22 protein-coding genes are annotated in these 17,535 nt (G+C 31.5%); 16 read left to right on the forward strand and 6 right to left on the reverse strand.

Annotated features, from left to right (window positions below; all coding sequences use genetic code 11):
* Positions 1–69: 69 nt before the first annotated feature.
* Both DPN68_RS05295 and DPN68_RS05300 read right to left on the reverse strand, forming a co-directional pair.
* Positions 70–918, reverse strand: coding sequence for an O-methyltransferase (locus DPN68_RS05295; protein WP_113988607.1), 849 nt, complete (start codon positions 916–918; stop codon positions 70–72).
* 93 nt (positions 919–1,011) lie between these two features.
* Positions 1,012–2,874 (reverse strand): ABC-F family ATP-binding cassette domain-containing protein, encoded by a 1,863-nt coding sequence (locus tag DPN68_RS05300; protein WP_113988608.1) that lies wholly within the window; start codon positions 2,872–2,874, stop codon positions 1,012–1,014.
* An 80-nt stretch (positions 2,875–2,954) separates the two neighbouring features.
* Here DPN68_RS05300 and DPN68_RS05305 point away from each other — a divergent pair, with 80 nt between their 5' ends.
* The 6 genes from DPN68_RS05305 to DPN68_RS05330 all read left to right on the forward strand — a co-directional run bounded on the left by DPN68_RS05305 (position 2,955) and on the right by DPN68_RS05330 (position 7,621).
* The gene (locus tag DPN68_RS05305) at positions 2,955–3,158 is read left to right on the forward strand and encodes a hypothetical protein (RefSeq protein WP_113988609.1); all 204 of its coding nucleotides are present in this window, start codon (positions 2,955–2,957) and stop codon (positions 3,156–3,158) included.
* Positions 3,155–3,457, forward strand: coding sequence for a type II toxin-antitoxin system RelE/ParE family toxin (locus DPN68_RS05310; protein WP_113988610.1), 303 nt, complete (start codon positions 3,155–3,157; stop codon positions 3,455–3,457). The genes DPN68_RS05305 and DPN68_RS05310 overlap by 4 nt, the downstream gene beginning before the upstream one ends.
* Positions 3,457–4,581 carry a glycosyltransferase family 2 protein gene (locus DPN68_RS05315; protein WP_113988611.1) on the forward strand — a complete coding sequence of 375 codons (1,125 nt, stop codon included), beginning with the start codon at positions 3,457–3,459 and terminating at the stop codon, positions 4,579–4,581. Before DPN68_RS05310 ends, DPN68_RS05315 begins: the two co-directional genes overlap by 1 nt.
* An 84-nt stretch (positions 4,582–4,665) precedes the next feature.
* Positions 4,666–5,976 carry a dihydrolipoamide acetyltransferase family protein gene (locus DPN68_RS05320; protein ID WP_113988612.1) on the forward strand — a complete coding sequence of 437 codons (1,311 nt, stop codon included), beginning with the start codon at positions 4,666–4,668 and terminating at the stop codon, positions 5,974–5,976.
* 346 nt (positions 5,977–6,322) lie between these two features.
* Positions 6,323–7,273 (forward strand): LamG-like jellyroll fold domain-containing protein, encoded by a 951-nt coding sequence (locus DPN68_RS05325; RefSeq protein WP_162298400.1) that lies wholly within the window; start codon positions 6,323–6,325, stop codon positions 7,271–7,273.
* A 3-nt stretch (positions 7,274–7,276) separates the two neighbouring features.
* Entirely contained in the window at positions 7,277–7,621 is a 345-nt protein-coding gene (locus DPN68_RS05330) for a hypothetical protein (protein ID WP_113988614.1), read from the forward strand.
* Here the strand turns inward: DPN68_RS05330 and DPN68_RS05335 are convergent.
* Positions 7,618–9,000 (reverse strand): Kelch repeat-containing protein, encoded by a 1,383-nt coding sequence (locus DPN68_RS05335; RefSeq protein WP_113988615.1) that lies wholly within the window; start codon positions 8,998–9,000, stop codon positions 7,618–7,620. The two genes, DPN68_RS05330 and DPN68_RS05335, sit on opposite strands and share 4 nt — an antisense overlap.
* 123 nt (positions 9,001–9,123) lie before the next feature.
* Here DPN68_RS05335 and DPN68_RS05340 point away from each other — a divergent pair, with 123 nt between their 5' ends.
* From DPN68_RS05340 to ftsY, 8 genes are all read left to right on the forward strand, one after another.
* Entirely contained in the window at positions 9,124–9,894 is a 771-nt protein-coding gene (locus DPN68_RS05340) for a 3'-5' exonuclease (RefSeq protein ID WP_113988616.1), read from the forward strand.
* 87 nt (positions 9,895–9,981) lie between these two features.
* Positions 9,982–10,593, forward strand: coding sequence for a fumarylacetoacetate hydrolase family protein (locus DPN68_RS05345; RefSeq protein WP_113988617.1), 612 nt, complete (start codon positions 9,982–9,984; stop codon positions 10,591–10,593).
* Between the two features lies 1 nt (position 10,594).
* On the forward strand, positions 10,595–10,939 hold the full coding sequence (locus DPN68_RS05350; RefSeq protein WP_113988618.1) for an Hpt domain-containing protein: 345 nt from the start codon (positions 10,595–10,597) through the stop codon (positions 10,937–10,939).
* Positions 10,940–10,962: 23 nt separating this feature from the next.
* Positions 10,963–12,210: a CinA family nicotinamide mononucleotide deamidase-related protein gene (locus DPN68_RS05355; protein WP_113988619.1), complete on the forward strand. Its 1,248-nt coding sequence runs from the start codon at positions 10,963–10,965 to the stop codon at positions 12,208–12,210.
* Between the two features lie 79 nt (positions 12,211–12,289).
* On the forward strand, positions 12,290–12,526 hold the full coding sequence (gene rpmB, locus DPN68_RS05360) for a 50S ribosomal protein L28 (RefSeq protein WP_113988620.1): 237 nt from the start codon (positions 12,290–12,292) through the stop codon (positions 12,524–12,526).
* 28 nt (positions 12,527–12,554) lie between these two features.
* On the forward strand, positions 12,555–12,737 hold the full coding sequence (gene rpmG / locus DPN68_RS05365; RefSeq protein ID WP_011963553.1) for a 50S ribosomal protein L33: 183 nt from the start codon (positions 12,555–12,557) through the stop codon (positions 12,735–12,737).
* Between the two features lie 35 nt (positions 12,738–12,772).
* The gene (locus DPN68_RS05370) at positions 12,773–12,925 is read left to right on the forward strand and encodes a DUF4295 domain-containing protein (protein ID WP_113988621.1); all 153 of its coding nucleotides are present in this window, start codon (positions 12,773–12,775) and stop codon (positions 12,923–12,925) included.
* 120 nt (positions 12,926–13,045) lie between these two features.
* A complete protein-coding gene (gene ftsY, locus DPN68_RS05375) occupies positions 13,046–13,999 on the forward strand; it encodes a signal recognition particle-docking protein FtsY (protein ID WP_113988622.1) in 954 nt (317 codons plus the stop codon).
* A gap of 192 nt (positions 14,000–14,191) precedes the next feature.
* Here the strand turns inward: ftsY and DPN68_RS05380 are convergent, their stop codons facing one another.
* Positions 14,192–15,256 (reverse strand): serine hydrolase domain-containing protein, encoded by a 1,065-nt coding sequence (locus DPN68_RS05380; protein ID WP_113988623.1) that lies wholly within the window; start codon positions 15,254–15,256, stop codon positions 14,192–14,194.
* A gap of 93 nt (positions 15,257–15,349) precedes the next feature.
* Between DPN68_RS05380 and DPN68_RS05385 the strand changes: the two genes are divergently transcribed.
* Both DPN68_RS05385 and DPN68_RS05390 read left to right on the forward strand, forming a co-directional pair.
* Positions 15,350–15,760 (forward strand): lipocalin family protein, encoded by a 411-nt coding sequence (locus DPN68_RS05385; protein ID WP_113988624.1) that lies wholly within the window; start codon positions 15,350–15,352, stop codon positions 15,758–15,760.
* Position 15,761: 1 nt separating this feature from the next.
* Positions 15,762–16,058 carry a DUF721 domain-containing protein gene (locus DPN68_RS05390; protein WP_113988625.1) on the forward strand — a complete coding sequence of 99 codons (297 nt, stop codon included), beginning with the start codon at positions 15,762–15,764 and terminating at the stop codon, positions 16,056–16,058.
* 67 nt (positions 16,059–16,125) lie between these two features.
* Here DPN68_RS05390 and DPN68_RS05395 read toward each other — a convergent pair whose 3' ends face one another.
* Both DPN68_RS05395 and DPN68_RS05400 read right to left on the reverse strand, forming a co-directional pair.
* Positions 16,126–16,545 carry a nucleoside-diphosphate kinase gene (locus DPN68_RS05395; protein WP_113988626.1) on the reverse strand — a complete coding sequence of 140 codons (420 nt, stop codon included), beginning with the start codon at positions 16,543–16,545 and terminating at the stop codon, positions 16,126–16,128.
* Positions 16,546–16,603: 58 nt separating this feature from the next.
* Positions 16,604–17,434: a formylglycine-generating enzyme family protein gene (locus DPN68_RS05400; RefSeq protein WP_113988627.1), complete on the reverse strand. Its 831-nt coding sequence runs from the start codon at positions 17,432–17,434 to the stop codon at positions 16,604–16,606.
* Positions 17,435–17,535 lie beyond the last annotated feature (101 nt).

Here is a 17,535-nt window from a genome sequence, read left to right on the forward strand (position 1 = left end):
TTCGCTCGAGATGACAATATTATTGATGTAACACTATAATAAGTAGAAAAAGGAATGAATTTGTTACAACTAAAAGCGAATTCTTTCAAACAAATGCGAACTAATCGTTTTATTCGGATTGATGATGAAATGTTCTTTTTCTTGTTCGATTCTAAAAAACACAATTCCCCATTGAAAGGTGTCAATTGTCACTGAAACTTTTGGATGATTTTTTATGATCTCCCAAGCTTCTTCCATATCGGCCGACCAATGAATATCATCAAAAATCCAAACAGAATCATTAGAAATGGTTTGAAGTAACGCTTCAAAATACTCTAAAGTCGCTTTTTTGGAATGATTGCCATCGAAATAGATCAAATCGAAGATTTGGGGTTTCGAGTTTAAGGTTTCAAGTTTCAGGTTTTCAAAAAATAAATTAAATTCTGTGTTAACAAACTCAACAATATTATTGGGAAACTTGAAACTTGAAACTTGAAACATTTCTTTAGCGGTAGCCATTGTGTTTGGACAACCTTCTAAAGTGATGATTTTTGCATTTGAATTTCCTAACGAAAGAGCCGAAGTGGTTAATCCTAAAGAAGTTCCAATTTCTAAAATGTTTTTGGGTTGAAAATAATGAACTATTCTAAAAAGCAATTCCGCATTTTTTGGTGTAATTCCAGCGGTTTGTGCGATTTTTGAAATTTCTCTAGTATTCGATTTAAAAACTCGTGAACCTGCACCAAAATCCGTTACTTCAATTGTATTTTTGTTTTCTAAAAGCGATTTTCGGTAGGATTTTAATGCTTCGAATTCAGGATATTTTGTGTTGTCGTAAAAGCATTTCGTGACCAAATCAAATACAAATGGCGAATGCACTCCATGTTCGTTTTTGGAATGTAAAAGAAATTTCAGGTATGATTTTATTTGTTGTAACACAGAGATTCACAAAGTTTTTCACAAAGCTACACAAAGGAAAAAAGAAAGCTTGGCGAAACTCTGCGTTTTTCTTTGTGAATCTTTGTGTAATAATTATTCCATTTTACTTGAAAGTTCAAACCAACGCTCTTCTTTTTCTTCTAAAGTTTGAATGATTTTTTGCAATTCGTTTGCTTTTGCTTCAATTTTATCATCGGCAACTTTTCCGTCGGCGAATTCTTGTTCGATTTGTTTTTTATTGTATTCTAAATCTTTGATTTCACGTTCTAATTTATTGAATTCCTTTTGATCGTTGAAATTCAAACCTGCAGAAGCGGTGCTTTTTTCTTTCCAACTTACTTTTTCCGTACTAACACTTGAAAGTATTTTAGGTTCGGCCGAATCTTCATAACTTCTAAAATCAGAATAATTTCCTGGGAAATCTTCAATTTGACCTTCGCCTCTAAAAACAAACAAGTGATCCACAATTTTATCCATAAAATAACGGTCGTGACTCACTACTAACAAACATCCTGGAAAATCCAATAAGAAACTTTCCAATACATTTAATGTTACAATATCTAAGTCATTCGTAGGTTCATCCAAAATCAAGAAATTTGGATTCTGAATTAAAACCGTACATAAATACAAACGTTTCAATTCGCCACCACTTAATTTTTCTACGAAATCGTATTGTTTTTTTGCATCAAATAAAAAGCGTTCCAATAACTGCGTAGCCGAAATAATTTTGCCTTTTGTCAACGGAATGTATTCGCCATATTCTTTGATGATGTCGATTACTTTTTGTCCCGGTTTTGGATTGATGCCACTTTGCGTGTAATAGCCGATTTTAATCGTATCACCAATAATCACTTTACCCGAATCTGGTTGCATCGTTTGGGTTAAAATATTTAAAAAGGTCGATTTCCCTGTTCCGTTTTTACCAATAATTCCAATGCGTTCGCCACGTTGAAACGAATAACTAAAATCTTTTAAAATGGTTCTGTCAGGAAAGTCTTTGTTTAATTTTACTAATTCGATAATTTTACTTCCCATGCGCTCCATGTTGATTTCGAGCTCTACTACATTTTCTTTTCTTCGGCTTTCTGCTTTTTCTTTAATTACGTAAAAATCATCCTGGCGCGATTTTGATTTGGTAGTTCTAGCTTTTGGTTGACGACGCATCCAAGCCAATTCTTTGATGAAAAGGTTTTGAGCTTTGTCAATACTAGAATTTTCAGAAATTTGACGTTCTTCTTTTTTCTCTAAATAATACGAATAATTGCCTTTGTATTGGTATATTTTTCCGTTGTCTAATTCGATAATTTCGTTACAAACACGTTCCAAAAAGAAACGGTCGTGTGTTACCATAAACAACGTGATATTTTCTTTTGCAAAATAATCTTCTAACCATTCAATCATTTCTAAATCTAAGTGATTGGTTGGTTCATCCAAAATCAATAAATCAGGTTTGCTAATTAAAATAATCGCTAATGATAGACGCTTTTTTTGTCCACCCGACATGTTTTTAACTTTCATTTTTAAGTCTTCCAACTTCAATTTAGTCAAAATTTGCTTGAATTGCGTTTCAAAATCCCAAGCATTGTGGCGGTCCATATCGTCAAAAGCTCTTTGATACGCTTCTTCGTCATTCGGGTTTTCTAAGGCTTTTTCGTAGCGTTCAATTACTTTCAGAATTTCGTTATCCGAAGCAAAAATATTTTCCTCAATGGTTAATTCGTCTTGCAAATTATTGTTTTGCGACAAAAAGGCCATGTTGATGTCTTTTCGAATCACTACTTGACCGGTATCGGGTTCATCCAAACCATTAATCATGTTCATAATGGTGGTTTTTCCCGAACCGTTTTTAGCAATAAAAGCTATTTTTTGATCTTTGTTAATTCCAAACGAAACGTCTTTAAAAAGAATACGTTCGCCATAAGATTTGGAGATATTTTCGACTGATAAGTAATTCATAATACAATTTAGAAATGCAAAAATAGTTTATTGTATCTAAAGATTATAGATTATTTCCTAACTTTGTTAAAATGTATTTTATGACTTCCAAAAAGAAAAATAAAATTGAAGAGCCAACAGAAGCTTACGAAGTAACTCCGAAAAGTGAGTTAACTTCTGAGAATTTGCATCCTGTTTTAGTTCAATTATTAGAAAAATCCATCAAAGAAATTGAAGAAGGGAAGACATCCACGCACGAAGAAGTAATGAAACGATTTAGAGAAAAATTTCCATTGCAGAAATGATTTACAAAATTGAATGGACTTTTCGTGCTGAAATTTCCTTTTTCGAGGAAGCTCAATTTATTTTACAAAAGTGGAATATTTATGAGGTAAATAAATTTGAAAGTTTAGTTGAAAATGAGTTAAAAAGATTGTCAATTCATCCAATGATTGGAAATTTCAAAGTAGATAATATTTATTCTTTGTCAATATCCGAACAGACAACATTGTTTTACAAAATAAATAAAGATTTAAGTCTGATTGAGTTATTATTGTTTTGGAATAATTTAAGAAATCCAGATGATTTAATCAAACTATTATAATGCAGCTATCCATAATCATTCTCAACTACAACGTACGCTATTTTTTAGAGCAATGCGTTCTCAGTGTTCAAAAAGCATTGGAAGGCATTGATGGAGAAATTATTGTTATTGACAACGCTTCGTCTGATGCTAGTTGTGAAATGATGAAAACCAAATTTCCACACATAAAACTCATTGAAAACGAAGCAAATTTAGGTTTTCCAAAAGGAAATAACATCGGTGTCGCTCAAGCAAAAGGCGAATACATTTGTATTTTGAATCCTGATACTGTGGTTGCAGAAGATACTTTTTCAAAAATTTTAAACTCGCAACTCATAACTCATAACTCGCAACTTGGAATTATCGGTTGTAAATTAATCGACGGTGTAGGAAATTTTCTTCCCGAAAGTAAACGTGGCGTTCCAACGCCTTGGGTAGCTTTTACAAAAATCTTCGGATTGTATAAAATTTCGAATTATTTCGGAAAATATTACGCCCAACATTTATCTGAAAACGAATCTGGGAAAGTTGATATTTTAGTTGGTGCTTTTATGATGATGAAACGCGAATTGTATCTAGAATTTGGTGGTTTTGATGAAAATTGCTTTATGTATTCTGATGATATCGATTTGAGTTATTTGGTTTTGAAAACAGGAAAATCGAATTATTACTTTCATGAAACTTCTGTGATTCATTATAAAGGAGAAAGCACCGTTCGTGATGGAACCTATATGAAACGTTTCCGCGAAGCGATGCAATTTTTCTACAAAAAACACTTTAAAAAATCTTGGTTTTTTGATGTGATGATGCAAGTGGGAAGTTTTGTTTTTAGTCTTCTAAAGAAGAATCAACAAAAGAATGAAGTTAGAATTATTGATGAATATGTCGTTTTTTCAAGAGGAAATTTAGAGTTAAACCTGTCAAAAAAAGCAACTTATTTACCTGATTTTAATCAATTTGAGAATCAACCGCAAAAAAACATTGAAATAATATTTGATACGACGACATTTAGTTTTGTCGAAATTATTACTTTTATGCAGTTAAATAAGAGTAAAAATCTAAGTTTAAAGAATTACATTTCGAGTTCGAATTACCTAATTGGAAGTAATAATTCGAACGATAGAGGACAAATAATTTTGTTGTAAAAAATTATTGATTTCTTTATAAAACGAACGAAAAATTAGTATTTTTGCAAACCAAATACAAAAACACAACTTTAGTTTAAAGATATGGCAAAGTTTGAATTGAAATTACCTAAAATGGGTGAAAGTGTTGCAGAAGCAACAGTTACCAACTGGTTAAAAAAAGTTGGCGATAAAATTGAAATGGACGAAGCAGTACTTGAAATTGCTACTGATAAAGTAGATAGCGAAGTGCCTTCGGAAGTTGCAGGAACACTTGTTGAAATTTTATTTAATACCGATGATGTAGTTCAAGTTGGACAAACTATCGCTATTATCGAAACGGAAGGTGGTGCTGTTGCATCAACTCCAGAAGTTAAAGCAGACGCTCCAGTTGCAGTTGCAGAAGTAGCAAAAGCGGTTGAAGTAGCAAAAGAAACTGTTGCTCCAGCTGATTTTTCAGCATCAGAAAAATTCTTTTCGCCATTAGTTAAAAATATCGCAAAAGAAGAAGGAATTTCATTAGCTGAATTAGAAGCAATTGCTGGTTCTGGTAAAGATGGTCGTGTAAACAAAGAAGATTTATTAAATTATATCAAAAATAGAGGAAGTCAGCCTGCAGTTGTTGCTCCCGAAACTTCGGGATCCGTGGTGGCTCCAAAAGCAGCTCCAGCTCCAGTAGCTCAAGCTGTTCCGGTTTCTGTAAATGGTGGTGACGAGATTGTTGAAATGGACAGAATGCGTAAGTTGATTTCGGGTTACATGGTAGCTTCGGTACAAACTTCGGCTCACGTTCAGTCTTTCATTGAAGTGGATGTAACAAACATCGTAAAATGGAGAGATAAAGTTAAAGCTGCTTTCGAAAAGAGAGAAGGTGAGAAGTTAACTTTTACACCAATTATGATGGAAGCGGTTGCAAAAGCTTTGAAAGATTTCCCAGGAATGAATATTTCAGTTGATGGAGATTATATCATCAAACGTAAAAATATCAACTTAGGAATGGCAGCTGCGTTACCAAACGGAAACTTAATTGTTCCTGTAATTAAAAATGCTGATCAATTAAACTTAGTTGGAATGGCGAAAGCGGTTAACGATTTAGGAAACCGAGCTAAAGCAGGAAAATTAAAACCAGACGATACGCAAGGTGGAACTTATACAGTTACGAATGTGGGAACTTTTGGTTCTGTTTTTGGAACGCCAATTATCAACCAACCACAAGTAGGTATTTTAGCTTTAGGTGCTATTAGAAAAGTACCAGCAGTTATTGAAACTCCAGAAGGTGATTTCATTGGAATCCGTCAAAAAATGTTCTTATCGCATTCATATGACCACAGAGTAGTAGATGGAGCGTTAGGAGGAAGTTTCGTAAAACGTGTTGCAGATTACTTAGAAGCTTTTGATGTAAATAGAGATTTCTAATTTGAAATAAATTATAAATTAACCCGATACTGAAAAGTGTCGGGTTTTTTGTTTTGGAGCGAATTGTTTGGGCTTTCTTGGTTACCATTTTCCTGCTGTTCGTTGCAATCTTTTTAAACTCCAAAAAGTTTAAAAAGGATTTTCTCTACCATCAGGGCTAGGTTGGATTTGTATTGATTTTGAATCAAAATATATTTGAAAATTCATTTTAATCTTCATTCTTGAATTTTTGTATTTCATTGATATTCAGAATTAAAAATATATGAAATTATTGTTTCTTATATATTTTTCTTATAAAAGTTGTAATGGTTTTAAGTTTGGATTATATAATTTTAAACTAATTAATATGAAAAACAAGTTACTCTTTTTCGTCTTTGTGTTGCCTTTTTTTTATTCATTCGCTCAAACAGTTCCATCTTATTTGCCAACTAATGGTTTGGTTAGTTATTGGGGATTTGAAAACACAACAAATGATTATACAAGTAATAATAACGATGGAACCATTGTTGGTTCAAGTAATTATGTAGTTGATAGATTTGGGAATGTTGGTAATTCATATTCATTTGTATCAGGATCAGATATTGTTTGTACTACTAATAGCTTTAATAATATTCAAGTTTTTTCTACTTCTATTTGGTTCAAAACTCAAAATGAAGGTTTTCTTTTTGGATTGGATAGTGGTCAATGTATCCATGGAGGTCAATGGGATAGATATACTTTTATAAATGCATCAGGAAATTTAGTATTATATGCTTTTAATGGTAGTGAACAATTTTGTATTACAACTGGAAATTATAAAGATAATAATTGGCATAATGTTGTTTCTGTTTTGTCTTCTGATGGAATGAAAGTTTATATTGATGGTGTTCTTTCTGCTCAAAATAATTCTGTTACAAGTGCTGAAAATTACATTGGATATTGGAGAGTTGGTGGATTGCAATCAGGCGGTAATAACACAATGATTGGGAATATTGATGATATAGGGGTTTGGGATAGAGTTTTGACACCAACAGAAATTTTACACATCTATCAACAAGGTTCATTAAGTGTAAATGAACAAAAATTAATTAATTTTAAAATTTACCCAAATCCAACTATTGATAAGCTTATTGTTGAAAATTTAGATTTTAGCTTTGATGATGAATATGTAATTGTTGATTTAATTGGGAAAGAAATAATGAACGGGAAATTAGATAAGGAAACTTCAATAATTAATGTTAGTTCATTGTCTAAAGGAGTTTATATTCTTTCAATTAAAGGAGAAGTAAATAGAGTTTTTAAATTTGTAAAGAATTAAATTATGGAAAAGATTTACGATTTAATAATTCAAAAATTTAAGAAAGGAATGGAAATTCCTTTAATAAGAAAAGGAAAATATTATACTTTCATTGAAACGACAACAACTATTGTTAATGAAATTTTCTATGACAGATCAATTCATTACAGAATAAGCGATGTAAATACCAAGAAAATCACATCACTTTTTATTGAATTAACTTATGAGTATTATGTTCAACATAAAGACACTTTTCCAAGTAGAGGTTGGTACGAAGCTCATGAAATATTAAAATATGAATATAAATCAAGACCTTGTAATTATTCTGTTGTTCAGGGATTAATCAATACAATTTCGAAAAAAAATTAATTTAATGAACTAAAATACCGAGGATTTAATTGTATTTCTTTAATACGCTTGTCTTCGGTATTTTTTTGTGTTATAAATAAATCATCTTCATCGATTTCTAAAATAAAAGCCAATTTTTGCTTTAATCCATTCAATACTAAATCCTTTTTCTTAGTTAGAGTGTTGTAAGGTGTGTTGTCATTTTTAGAGAAAAAGTCAACAACTTCATTCATAGGTAATGATTTATTTTTATTCTTTAAGAAAAAATGTAATAAATCGTTTTCTTCACTCGATAAGTTATTTATCAATTTATCTCTAAAATAAAAATTAGAATCTTTTAAAGTTATTTTGTTTTCATAAGTTGGTTTTATTCTTTTCTTCAAGTAGAAAAGCAGAAATCCAAACGACACAAGTGAGAATAAAATTGTTGCATATAAAAGATATGAATTTTGAGTTTCAAATAATTCTTCTTCATTTGTAAAATCACTTTTATAACTTTCAAAATCTTCAACAATAATTTCTAATTTTCTATTCCCATCATTTGAATTTCCTAAAGCATAAAATATTTCGTTTGTTTTTGGATTAAATTTTTCAAAATATGAAAATGAATATTTATCTCTTGGATCGGTAGATTTTAGAATATTATTATCAAAGTCAAATTCGATTAATTTTCCATAATCATAAATGTTTTTGTTATTTATGAAACTGTTGTAATATTCAAAATTGATTGAGTTTTTGTCTTTTAGTTCTCCTAAATTAATCCATTCTTTTGTGTTAAGATTCAATTCCCAAATATCATTTAATTTGATATTTTTTGTTGTAGTTAAATTAGTTTCAAAATTATCAGTCAATCCACCAATTAAGTATAGTTTGTCATTCTTTTGAAAGATTAGTGAATTTGCCCTTGGTTCAGGTAATTTTTTATAATTGGAATATTTTACTAATTCCCATTCTTTGGTTTTAAAATCAAACTTTGTTAAAATGTTTTTAAAAGTGAATAAACCATAACCACCAAAATAATAAATTTCATCTTTATAAACAAAAGGCGAAGCCATGAATTGATTCTTGTGTTCAAATGAATTATCAATTCGAATTATGGAATCATTTTTAAATTCATAAACTGTCCCGCATCCATTATGAACTAAATAATTTTTTCCTTTTATGTGGAAGAAGTTGTAAGGAAAATTATCTTCTTTAGGCGTTTCGTTAAATTTTAAAGTGTTTTTATTCCAAGATTTTGAGTCAAACTTTTTTGAATAATAAAAATCTGGATCATTAAAAACTAAATATTGCTTTTCTTTAAAGTCAATTCCTGTTTGTAGGTATTTTTCATCAATCACTAATTTTTCTTGACTAAATAAGAAATTTGTTAGTAGTATTATAAAAAGGAATTTATTCATTTTTTTAAATCTATTTGATACAAAAATAGTTTTTGTTGTTGAATATTTACTTTTTATTTAAGACAAAATAAAGCTTTTGTAAAATGCTTTGTATAAAGTATCTTTGCCTTATATAAAATCGCTATGGAATTAAAATTAACACGCCCAATCTGCTTTTTCGACCTTGAAACTACAGGAATTGATGTTGCCAGAGATCGAATTGTAGAGATCTCAATATTTAAAGTATATCCAAACGGAAATAAAGAAAGTAAAACTTGGTTGGTAAACCCTACCATTCCAATTCCGCCACAAACCACTGCTGTGCATGGAATTACCGATGAAAAAGTAGCCAATGAACCAACATTCAAAGAATTAGCTACTCAAGTTCATAACATGATTAAAGATTCTGATTTGGCTGGATTTAATTCGGATCGATTTGATATTCCGCTTTTAGCCGAAGAATTATTGCGTGCTGAAGTTGATTTTGATATGAAAAACCGAGTTTCTGTCGATGTACAAACAATTTTTCATAAAATGGAAGAACGTACTTTAAGTGCAGCATATAAATTCTATTGCGGACAAAGTTTAGAAAACGCCCACAGTGCCGAAGCTGATACGATGGCAACCTATGAAATCTTAAAATCACAATTGGATCGATATGAGAATTTAGAAAATGATATGAAATCGTTATCTGAATTCACCACGCGTAAAAAATCTGTTGATTTTGCTGGATTTATCGCATTAAATAATGAGGGAAAAGAAATTTTTACCTTCGGAAAACACAAAGGTGCTTTGGTAGACGATGTTTTTGATAAAGAACCTGGTTATTTCGGTTGGATTCAAAACGCGGATTTTCCGTTATATACCAAAAAAGTACTGACAGCTATTAAATTGAGAAAGTTAAACACGAAATAAGGTAATAGGTAATGGGTTATAGGTAATAGGTTTTGTTCACCACCAAACATCCATCACCCATCATCAAACATCCATCATCTTAGAAAAATGAAAATAATCTGCATAGGGCGAAATTACGCCGATCATATTACTGAATTAAGCAACGAAAGACCATCAGAGCCCGTAATTTTTTTAAAGCCAGAGACCGCTGTTGTTTTGAAGAAATTCCCTTTTGTAATTCCTGAATTTAGTCAAGATGTGCACCATGAAGTGGAAGTTTTAGTGAAAATAAATAAAGTTGGGAAGTATATCGAACCCAAATTTGCTCACAAATATTACGATGAAATTGGTTTAGGAATCGATTTTACGGCTCGCGATGTACAAAGTCGTCTGAAAGAAAAGGGTTTACCTTGGGAAAAAGCCAAAGCATTTGACGGTTCAGCGATTATTAGTGACTTTTTACCGAAAAAAGATTTTTCTTCCATGGAAAACATTAATTTTGAGTTAACAAACAATGGTCAAATAGTTCAAAGCGGCAATACGAATTTAATGCTTTGGAAAATTGATGAGATTATTGCTTATGTTTCCCAATATTTTACGCTTAAAAAAGGTGATATTATCTTCACCGGAACCCCAAAAGGAGTTGCAGCAGTAAAAGAAGGCGATGTTTTAGAAGGTTTTTTGGAAGGAAAATCAATGTTTAAAGTAAAAGTAAAATAAAATGGCATTGCAATACAATTTAGCGAAGGTTTATGAAATATCAGAAAATGATATCGAGTTTGCTTTGCAAATTGTGAATTTATTTCTGCAAGAAGTTCCAGATGAATTGAAATCAATAAAAGTGGGTATCGATGAAAAAGACTATTCTAGAGTCTATTCAGCAGCACATAAGATTAAACCTTCATTAGATTTGTTAGGAATGGATTTGGCTTATGATGAAAACTTACAAATTATGGCATGGTCAAAATCGGAAGGCAAGAAAAAAGAAATTAAAGAAACCTACAAGTCTTTAAAAGAGCGTGTTGATTTAGCTGTAAAAGAAATCAAAAAAGATTTTAAAATTTAAATTTATCCCCAAATAAACCTAAAATGAAAGCTGCAATTGTTACCATTGGTGATGAAATTCTCATTGGTCAAATATTAGATACAAATTCTTCTTATATCGCTAAAGCATTAGATAAAATTGGCATCGGGACTTACGAAATGCGTTCGGTTTCAGATGATAGAATGCATATTTTAAATACATTAGAAAAATTACAAAATCAAGTAGATGTTGTTATTGTAACGGGCGGATTAGGTCCAACAAAAGATGATATCACCAAAAAAACATTTTGTGATTATTTTGAAGATGAGTTGGTTGAAAATCCTTTGGTTTTGGCGCACGTCAAAGAATTAATTGAAGGAATCTACAAAAGACCAATTACGGCAATCAATATAGAGCAAGCTCAAGTGCCGTCAAAAGCTAAAATTCTTTTCAATAAAATGGGAACTGCACCCGGAATGTGGATGGAAAAAAACGATACTGTTTTTATTTCGTTACCAGGAGTGCCTTATGAAATGAAATATTTGATGGACAATGAAGTAGTGCCCAATTTGATTGCGAAATTCAAACGACCGTTCATTGTTCATAAAACGATTATGACTTATGGAAGAGGTGAAAGTCTAATAGCAGAACAAATTGAAGATTGGGAAGATAATTTACCTTCATTTATTAAATTAGCTTATTTACCTAGTCCTGGAAGAGTCCGTTTGCGATTAACTGCCAAAGGAATAGATGAAAAAATCTTGCAAGATGCAATTGCAGATGAAGTAAGTAAATTGACTAATTTGATAGGAGATATTATTGTAGGATTTGAAGAAGATCAATCTATTGAAGTGGTTTTAGGGGATTTATTGAAGTCGAAAAAACGTACTTTAGCTACGGCTGAAAGTTGTACTGGCGGAAAAATTGCTCAACAAATAACTTCCGTTTCGGGTTGTTCGGCTTACTTTAAAGGAAGTGTTGTTAGCTACGCTACGGATGCTAAAATCGAAGTTTTAGGAATTCCTTCAGAATTAATTGCAACGCATTCAGTAGTGAGTGAAGCAGTAGCAAAAGCAATGGCGTTGGCAGTACAAAAAATGATGCATTCCGATTATGCAATTGCTACAACAGGAAATGCTGGTCCGTCAAAAGGAGATGCTGATGCAGAAATAGGAACTGTTTTTATAGCTTTAGCTACGCCAAAAACGGTTATCGTTGAAGAATTTAACTTTGGTCAACCGCGTGAAAAAGTCATTGATAGAGCGGTGAGTAAAGGTTTGGAATTGCTTTATAAAGAAATTTTAAAAAATTAATAAAAGATTGTTGTGTAATTCGATTCAATTTTGTTTCTTTGCACCCTGATTTTGAATAACGAAATAAAAGATTAGAATAATGTCAAGAGTTTGTGAACTTACAGGTAAAAGAGCAATGGTAGGAAACAATGTTTCTCACGCTATGAATAAAACAAAGAGAAAATTCTCTGTTAACTTATTTAAGAAACGTTTCTATATTTCTGAGGAAGATAGATGGGTTACTTTAAAAGTATCTACTGCTGCGTTAAAGACAATTAATAAAAATGGTATTGCTGCTGTGTTAAAACAGGCTAAAGCAAACGGATTTATAAAATAATTCGGTAATCCTTAAAAAATAGATTAAAATGGCAAAGAAAGGAAATAGAATCCAAGTAATTTTAGAGTGCACAGAGCATAAAGCATCTGGTGTAGCAGGAACTTCTCGTTACATTACTACTAAAAACAAAAAAAACACTCCAGATAGATTAGAGATTAAGAAATTTAATCCAGTTTTAAAAAGAGTAACAGTTCACAAAGAAATCAAATAATTGAAATTTTAAATTTCAAATAAAAATCATAAGTCATGGCAAAGAAAACCGTAGCAACTTTACAGACAGCTTCTAAAAGATTAACCAAAGCTATTAAAATGGTTAAATCTCCAAAAACAGGTGCTTACACATTCGTAGAATCAGTAATGGCTCCTGAATTAGTAGATGAGTTCTTAAAAAAGAAATAATTTAGTTTACAACTATATATAGAAAAGCTACTTTCGTTTGAAAGTAGCTTTTTTATTTTTACATTTGCTCCATTATTAGTGTTTTTATAAATACTGTAATTATTTTTAATCAATTGGAATATGAGTTTTTTCAAAAAGTTATTTACATCAGACAAAAAAGAATCTTTAGATAAAGGATTAGAAAAATCTAAAACCTCATTTTTTACTAAACTGTCGAAAGCAGTTGCTGGTAAATCTAAAGTTGACGATGAAGTTTTAGATAATTTAGAGGAGATTTTGGTTTCTTCTGATGTTGGTGTATCAACGACACTTAAAATTATAGAACGAATTGAAAAGCGTGTTGCCGTTGATAAATTTCTTGGAACTGAAGAGTTGAATCAAATTCTAAGAGAAGAAATTGCAGGATTATTATCTGAAAATAATTTAGGTAACGCCACTGAGTTTGAAGTACCAATAAATAAGAAACCTTATGTAATTATGGTGGTTGGTGTAAACGGTGTTGGAAAGACTACAACAATTGGTAAGTTAGCATTTCAATTTAAAAAAGCGGGTTACAATGTTGTACTTGGTGCTGCCGACACTTTTAGAGCTGCTGCAATCGACCAGTTGCAAATTTGGGCGGATAGAGTAGGTGTTCCTCTTGTAAAACAACAAATGGGAAGTGATCCAGCTTCTGTTGCATTTGATACTTTACAAAGTGCCGTAGCTCAAAATGCAGATATTGTAATCATTGATACTGCAGGTCGTTTACATAATAAAGTGGGCTTAATGAATGAGTTGGCCAAAGTTAAAAAAGTAATGCAGAAAGTTATTGCTGATGCACCAAACGACGTTTTATTAGTTTTAGATGGCTCAACTGGACAAAATGCATTTGAACAAGCCAAACAATTCACTGCTGCTACAGAAGTAAATTGTCTAGCAGTTACGAAATTAGATGGAACTGCCAAAGGCGGAGTCGTAATTGGAATTTCAGATCAGTTTAAAATTCCAGTGAAATATATTGGTGTTGGTGAAGGTATTGAAGACTTACAGGTTTTCAATAAATTCGAGTTTGTTGATTCTTTTTTTAAATAATTAATTCATTTTTCCCAAAATGTTACAATCTTTAAAAAACCTAACCTCGTTAAAATTGCTAATAATTGCTGTAGTTATCAGTATTTTGACTTTTTTTATTGAAAAACCATTTCCTACTATTTTTATTTTTTCAAGGCTTTTGGTTTTCATCCTGGTTTTCTATGCAATTATTAAATTTTTGAATAAAAAGTTTTAATTAATCACTGCATTTATTTTTCCCCAAAGGGTATTATCAAAATCAGATAATCCAAATGTTGCACTATCTGCTTCATCCCCCATTCTTATAATTACAAGTTTTTTACTTGGAATGACATATAATTTTTGGTCGTCTTTTCCTAGACCGCAATACATATCATTTGGAGCATTTGGAATTAATTTTCCATTAAACTGAAATTGGGTTTGTGGTAATCTATAGCTACTTTTTCCATTTAGCCACCACATGTAGCCATAAGCTAAGTTTAAATTTTGAGAGGTATTGGTAGATAAATTAAAATAAGCGCTATTTACAATTTGAGTTCCATTCCAATTCCCTTGATTTAATGCTAGTAAGCCGAACCTTGCCATGCTTCTAGTTGTACTTCTATAGACTCTATTACTTTCAATTTGAAACCAGCCTCCAGTCATTCCAATGGGGTTTTTTAGTTTGGTGTTAAAATAAGTGTCCCACGTTTGATTTGTAGCAGAAGCAACAACATCTTGTAGTTTCACATATACATTATGATATGCCCAACGAGTTCCTGCATCAGCAATATATTCTAAATTAGAAGGAGCAACACCATCACCATTCGAGTCATCTAATCCTGAAGTCATCGATAATAGATGTTTGCAAGTAATCAAATTTTCTTTTGCCAATGGCGCACTTGTCCAACCTGTTCCAATGTAATCGGAAACTTTGTTGTTGGTATTGATAAAGTTTTCTTGTTCAGCAATTCCAACAACTGCTGTTGTTAATGTTTTTCCAGCACTAGCCCAATACCACGGAGTAGTTGCAGTGTGTCCATTGAAATAATATTCCATCACAATTTCTCCATTATGAAGTACAATGAAGCTTTTTGAATTTTTTTGTTCCAAATAGTCTAATAAAGCTGGAACATTGTTCTCATTCCATTCCAATGAACCTGGAGTTTTGGTTTCCCATGTTGTAGCATCGTTAGGAGGAAAATACATGACTTCATTTATAGGTTGTTCATTAGCTTCATCGGAAGAGCTACAACTAAAAATAGCAAAGCAAGCGAATAAGAAAAATAGTGACTTCATAAGAGTTTTTCTTAATTAGATATTAAATGTACAAAATAGTTTAATTGCTGATGCTAAAATTTGTATTTTTAAACTTTCAAATGAAATTAAAAAATGAGAAATAGTATCCTGATTTTTACATTGTTACTTTTTACGGCTTGTTCAAAATCAATTGCTGAAACAGATTTAGTACATATTAATGGCTATTGGGAAATTGAAAAAGTTGTTTTACCTAACGGGGAAACCAAAGATTATAAAATTAATGAAAATTTAGATTACTTTTTTATTGAAAATCAATCGGGTTTTAGAAAGAAAGTTTTACCACAATTGGATGGAACGTATCTTACCAATGATGTAGAAGAAACAGTGAAAGTGAGCTTTGAAAATGGGGACTGTTTATTGAATTATAAAACAGATTTTGCTTCTTGGCAAGAAGAAGTTGTTGATTTAACGGCTGAAAAATTGGTCTTAAAGAGTTTGTCGAATAACTTGGTTTATCATTATAAAAAAATTAAAACCGAATAAGATGGCAAAACGATTGAATGAAGAAAATACGATTTCAGATGTTTTAAAGGAGTTTGTAGCTACTTATAAATTGCACGATGGCATTGTGAAAGTAGATGCTAAAACGGCTTGGTTTAAGTTGATGGGAAATGGAGTTACCAATTATACAGAAGAAGTTGTTCTGAAAAACAATACGCTTTATATAAAGCTAACTTCATCTGTGCTTCGTGATGAATTGGGATATGGAAAAGAGAAAATCATAAAAATGATTAATGAGGAAATAGGTGAAGAAGTTGTAAAAGCGTTGGTATTAAGATAAAAATCCCGCTTCAATTAAGAAACGGGATTTTTTGTATTTTATGTGAACTGAGACTGAAAACTGAATACTAGAACTGTTCTCTTCCTGCAAAGTGGAAAGCACCTTCAATAGCTGCGTTTTCATCAGAATCAGAACCGTGAACTGCATTTTCTCCAATAGAAGTTGCATATTTTTTACGGATAGTTCCTTCAGCTGCATCAGCAGGATTAGTAGCACCAATTAAGGTTCTGAAATCTTCAACAGCATTTTCTTTTTCTAAGATAGCCGCTACGATTGGACCTCTTGTCATAAATTCAACTAATTCACCAAAGAAAGGTCTTTCACTGTGAACAGCATAGAATTTTTGAGCATCAGCTACAGTTAATTGTGTTAATTTCATTGCTACAATTCTGAAACCACCTTCAGTAATCATATTTAAAATTCCACCGATGTGACCGTTTTCAACCGCATCTGGTTTAATCATTGTAAAAGTTCTGTTACTTGCCATTTTTTAAATTTTTTGCAAAGGTATTATTTTGGCAGTTAAAAACAACTACAAATTGAAATTATTCTGTAATCGTTCTTGCTACTCTAAATCCGTAAAATTCGTGTGTTTTATTTGGTGGAGTTGAAATTCTATTAGCTGGTCTTAAGTAATTTACTTGGCTATCCCAAGAACCGCCTCTAACCGTTCTTCTTTCTCCCATTTCTGGTCCTTTTGGATTATCCCCTTTTTCAATTTTGTAGTAATCTTTGTTGTACCAATCCCAACACCATTCCCAAACATTACCACTCATATCGTATAAGCCTAATTCGTTTGGTAATTTTGTACCTACAGTATGAGGAGAATTTTTACTAATCGCTTTATGCCAAGCTACTTCATTAGCGTTATTACCACCGCTAAATTTATAACCTTTTGATTTTACACCACCTTTTGCAGCGAATTCCCATTCTGCTTCTGTAGGTAATCTATAGCCGTTTGCTTTAAAATTACAAACATAGTTTGGACCTTGTTTGCTGTAAACCGGTTGAAGTTTTTCTTTTTTACTTAACCAATTACAGTAAGCTATAGCTTCTTCCCAAGTGATTCCGTTAATTGGATAATTATCTTGCCAACCCCATTCAGGTTTTAAAGGCATTTTAAATTTATTAGCTTTAGTGTATTGTTTCCATTCCCAAACAGTAACTTCAAACTTGCTAATTTCAAAAGTTTTTATTGTCACATCATGTTCTTTTTGTTCGTCATTGTCAGCTGTTTTATCGCTGTCTTTGGAACCCATTTTGTAAGTGCCACCTTCAACGCGAACCATGCGATTCATTTGTAAAGCAGTTTTAAAAGCACTAAGTGAAACAATACTTAAAGTAGTTACTACTAATAATAAAGTAATTTTCTTCATAATTATCAAGCTGTTTAAAATTTGGTGCAAAGATAATTATTTTTTAACATTTTGACTCTTTTTTGTGAATTTTATAAAAAAAATCTATGTTTTTTAAGAAT

The organism is Flavobacterium tibetense (assembly GCF_003293845.1).
In the GTDB taxonomy this organism is placed as follows: Bacteria; Bacteroidota; Bacteroidia; order Flavobacteriales; family Flavobacteriaceae; genus Flavobacterium; species Flavobacterium tibetense.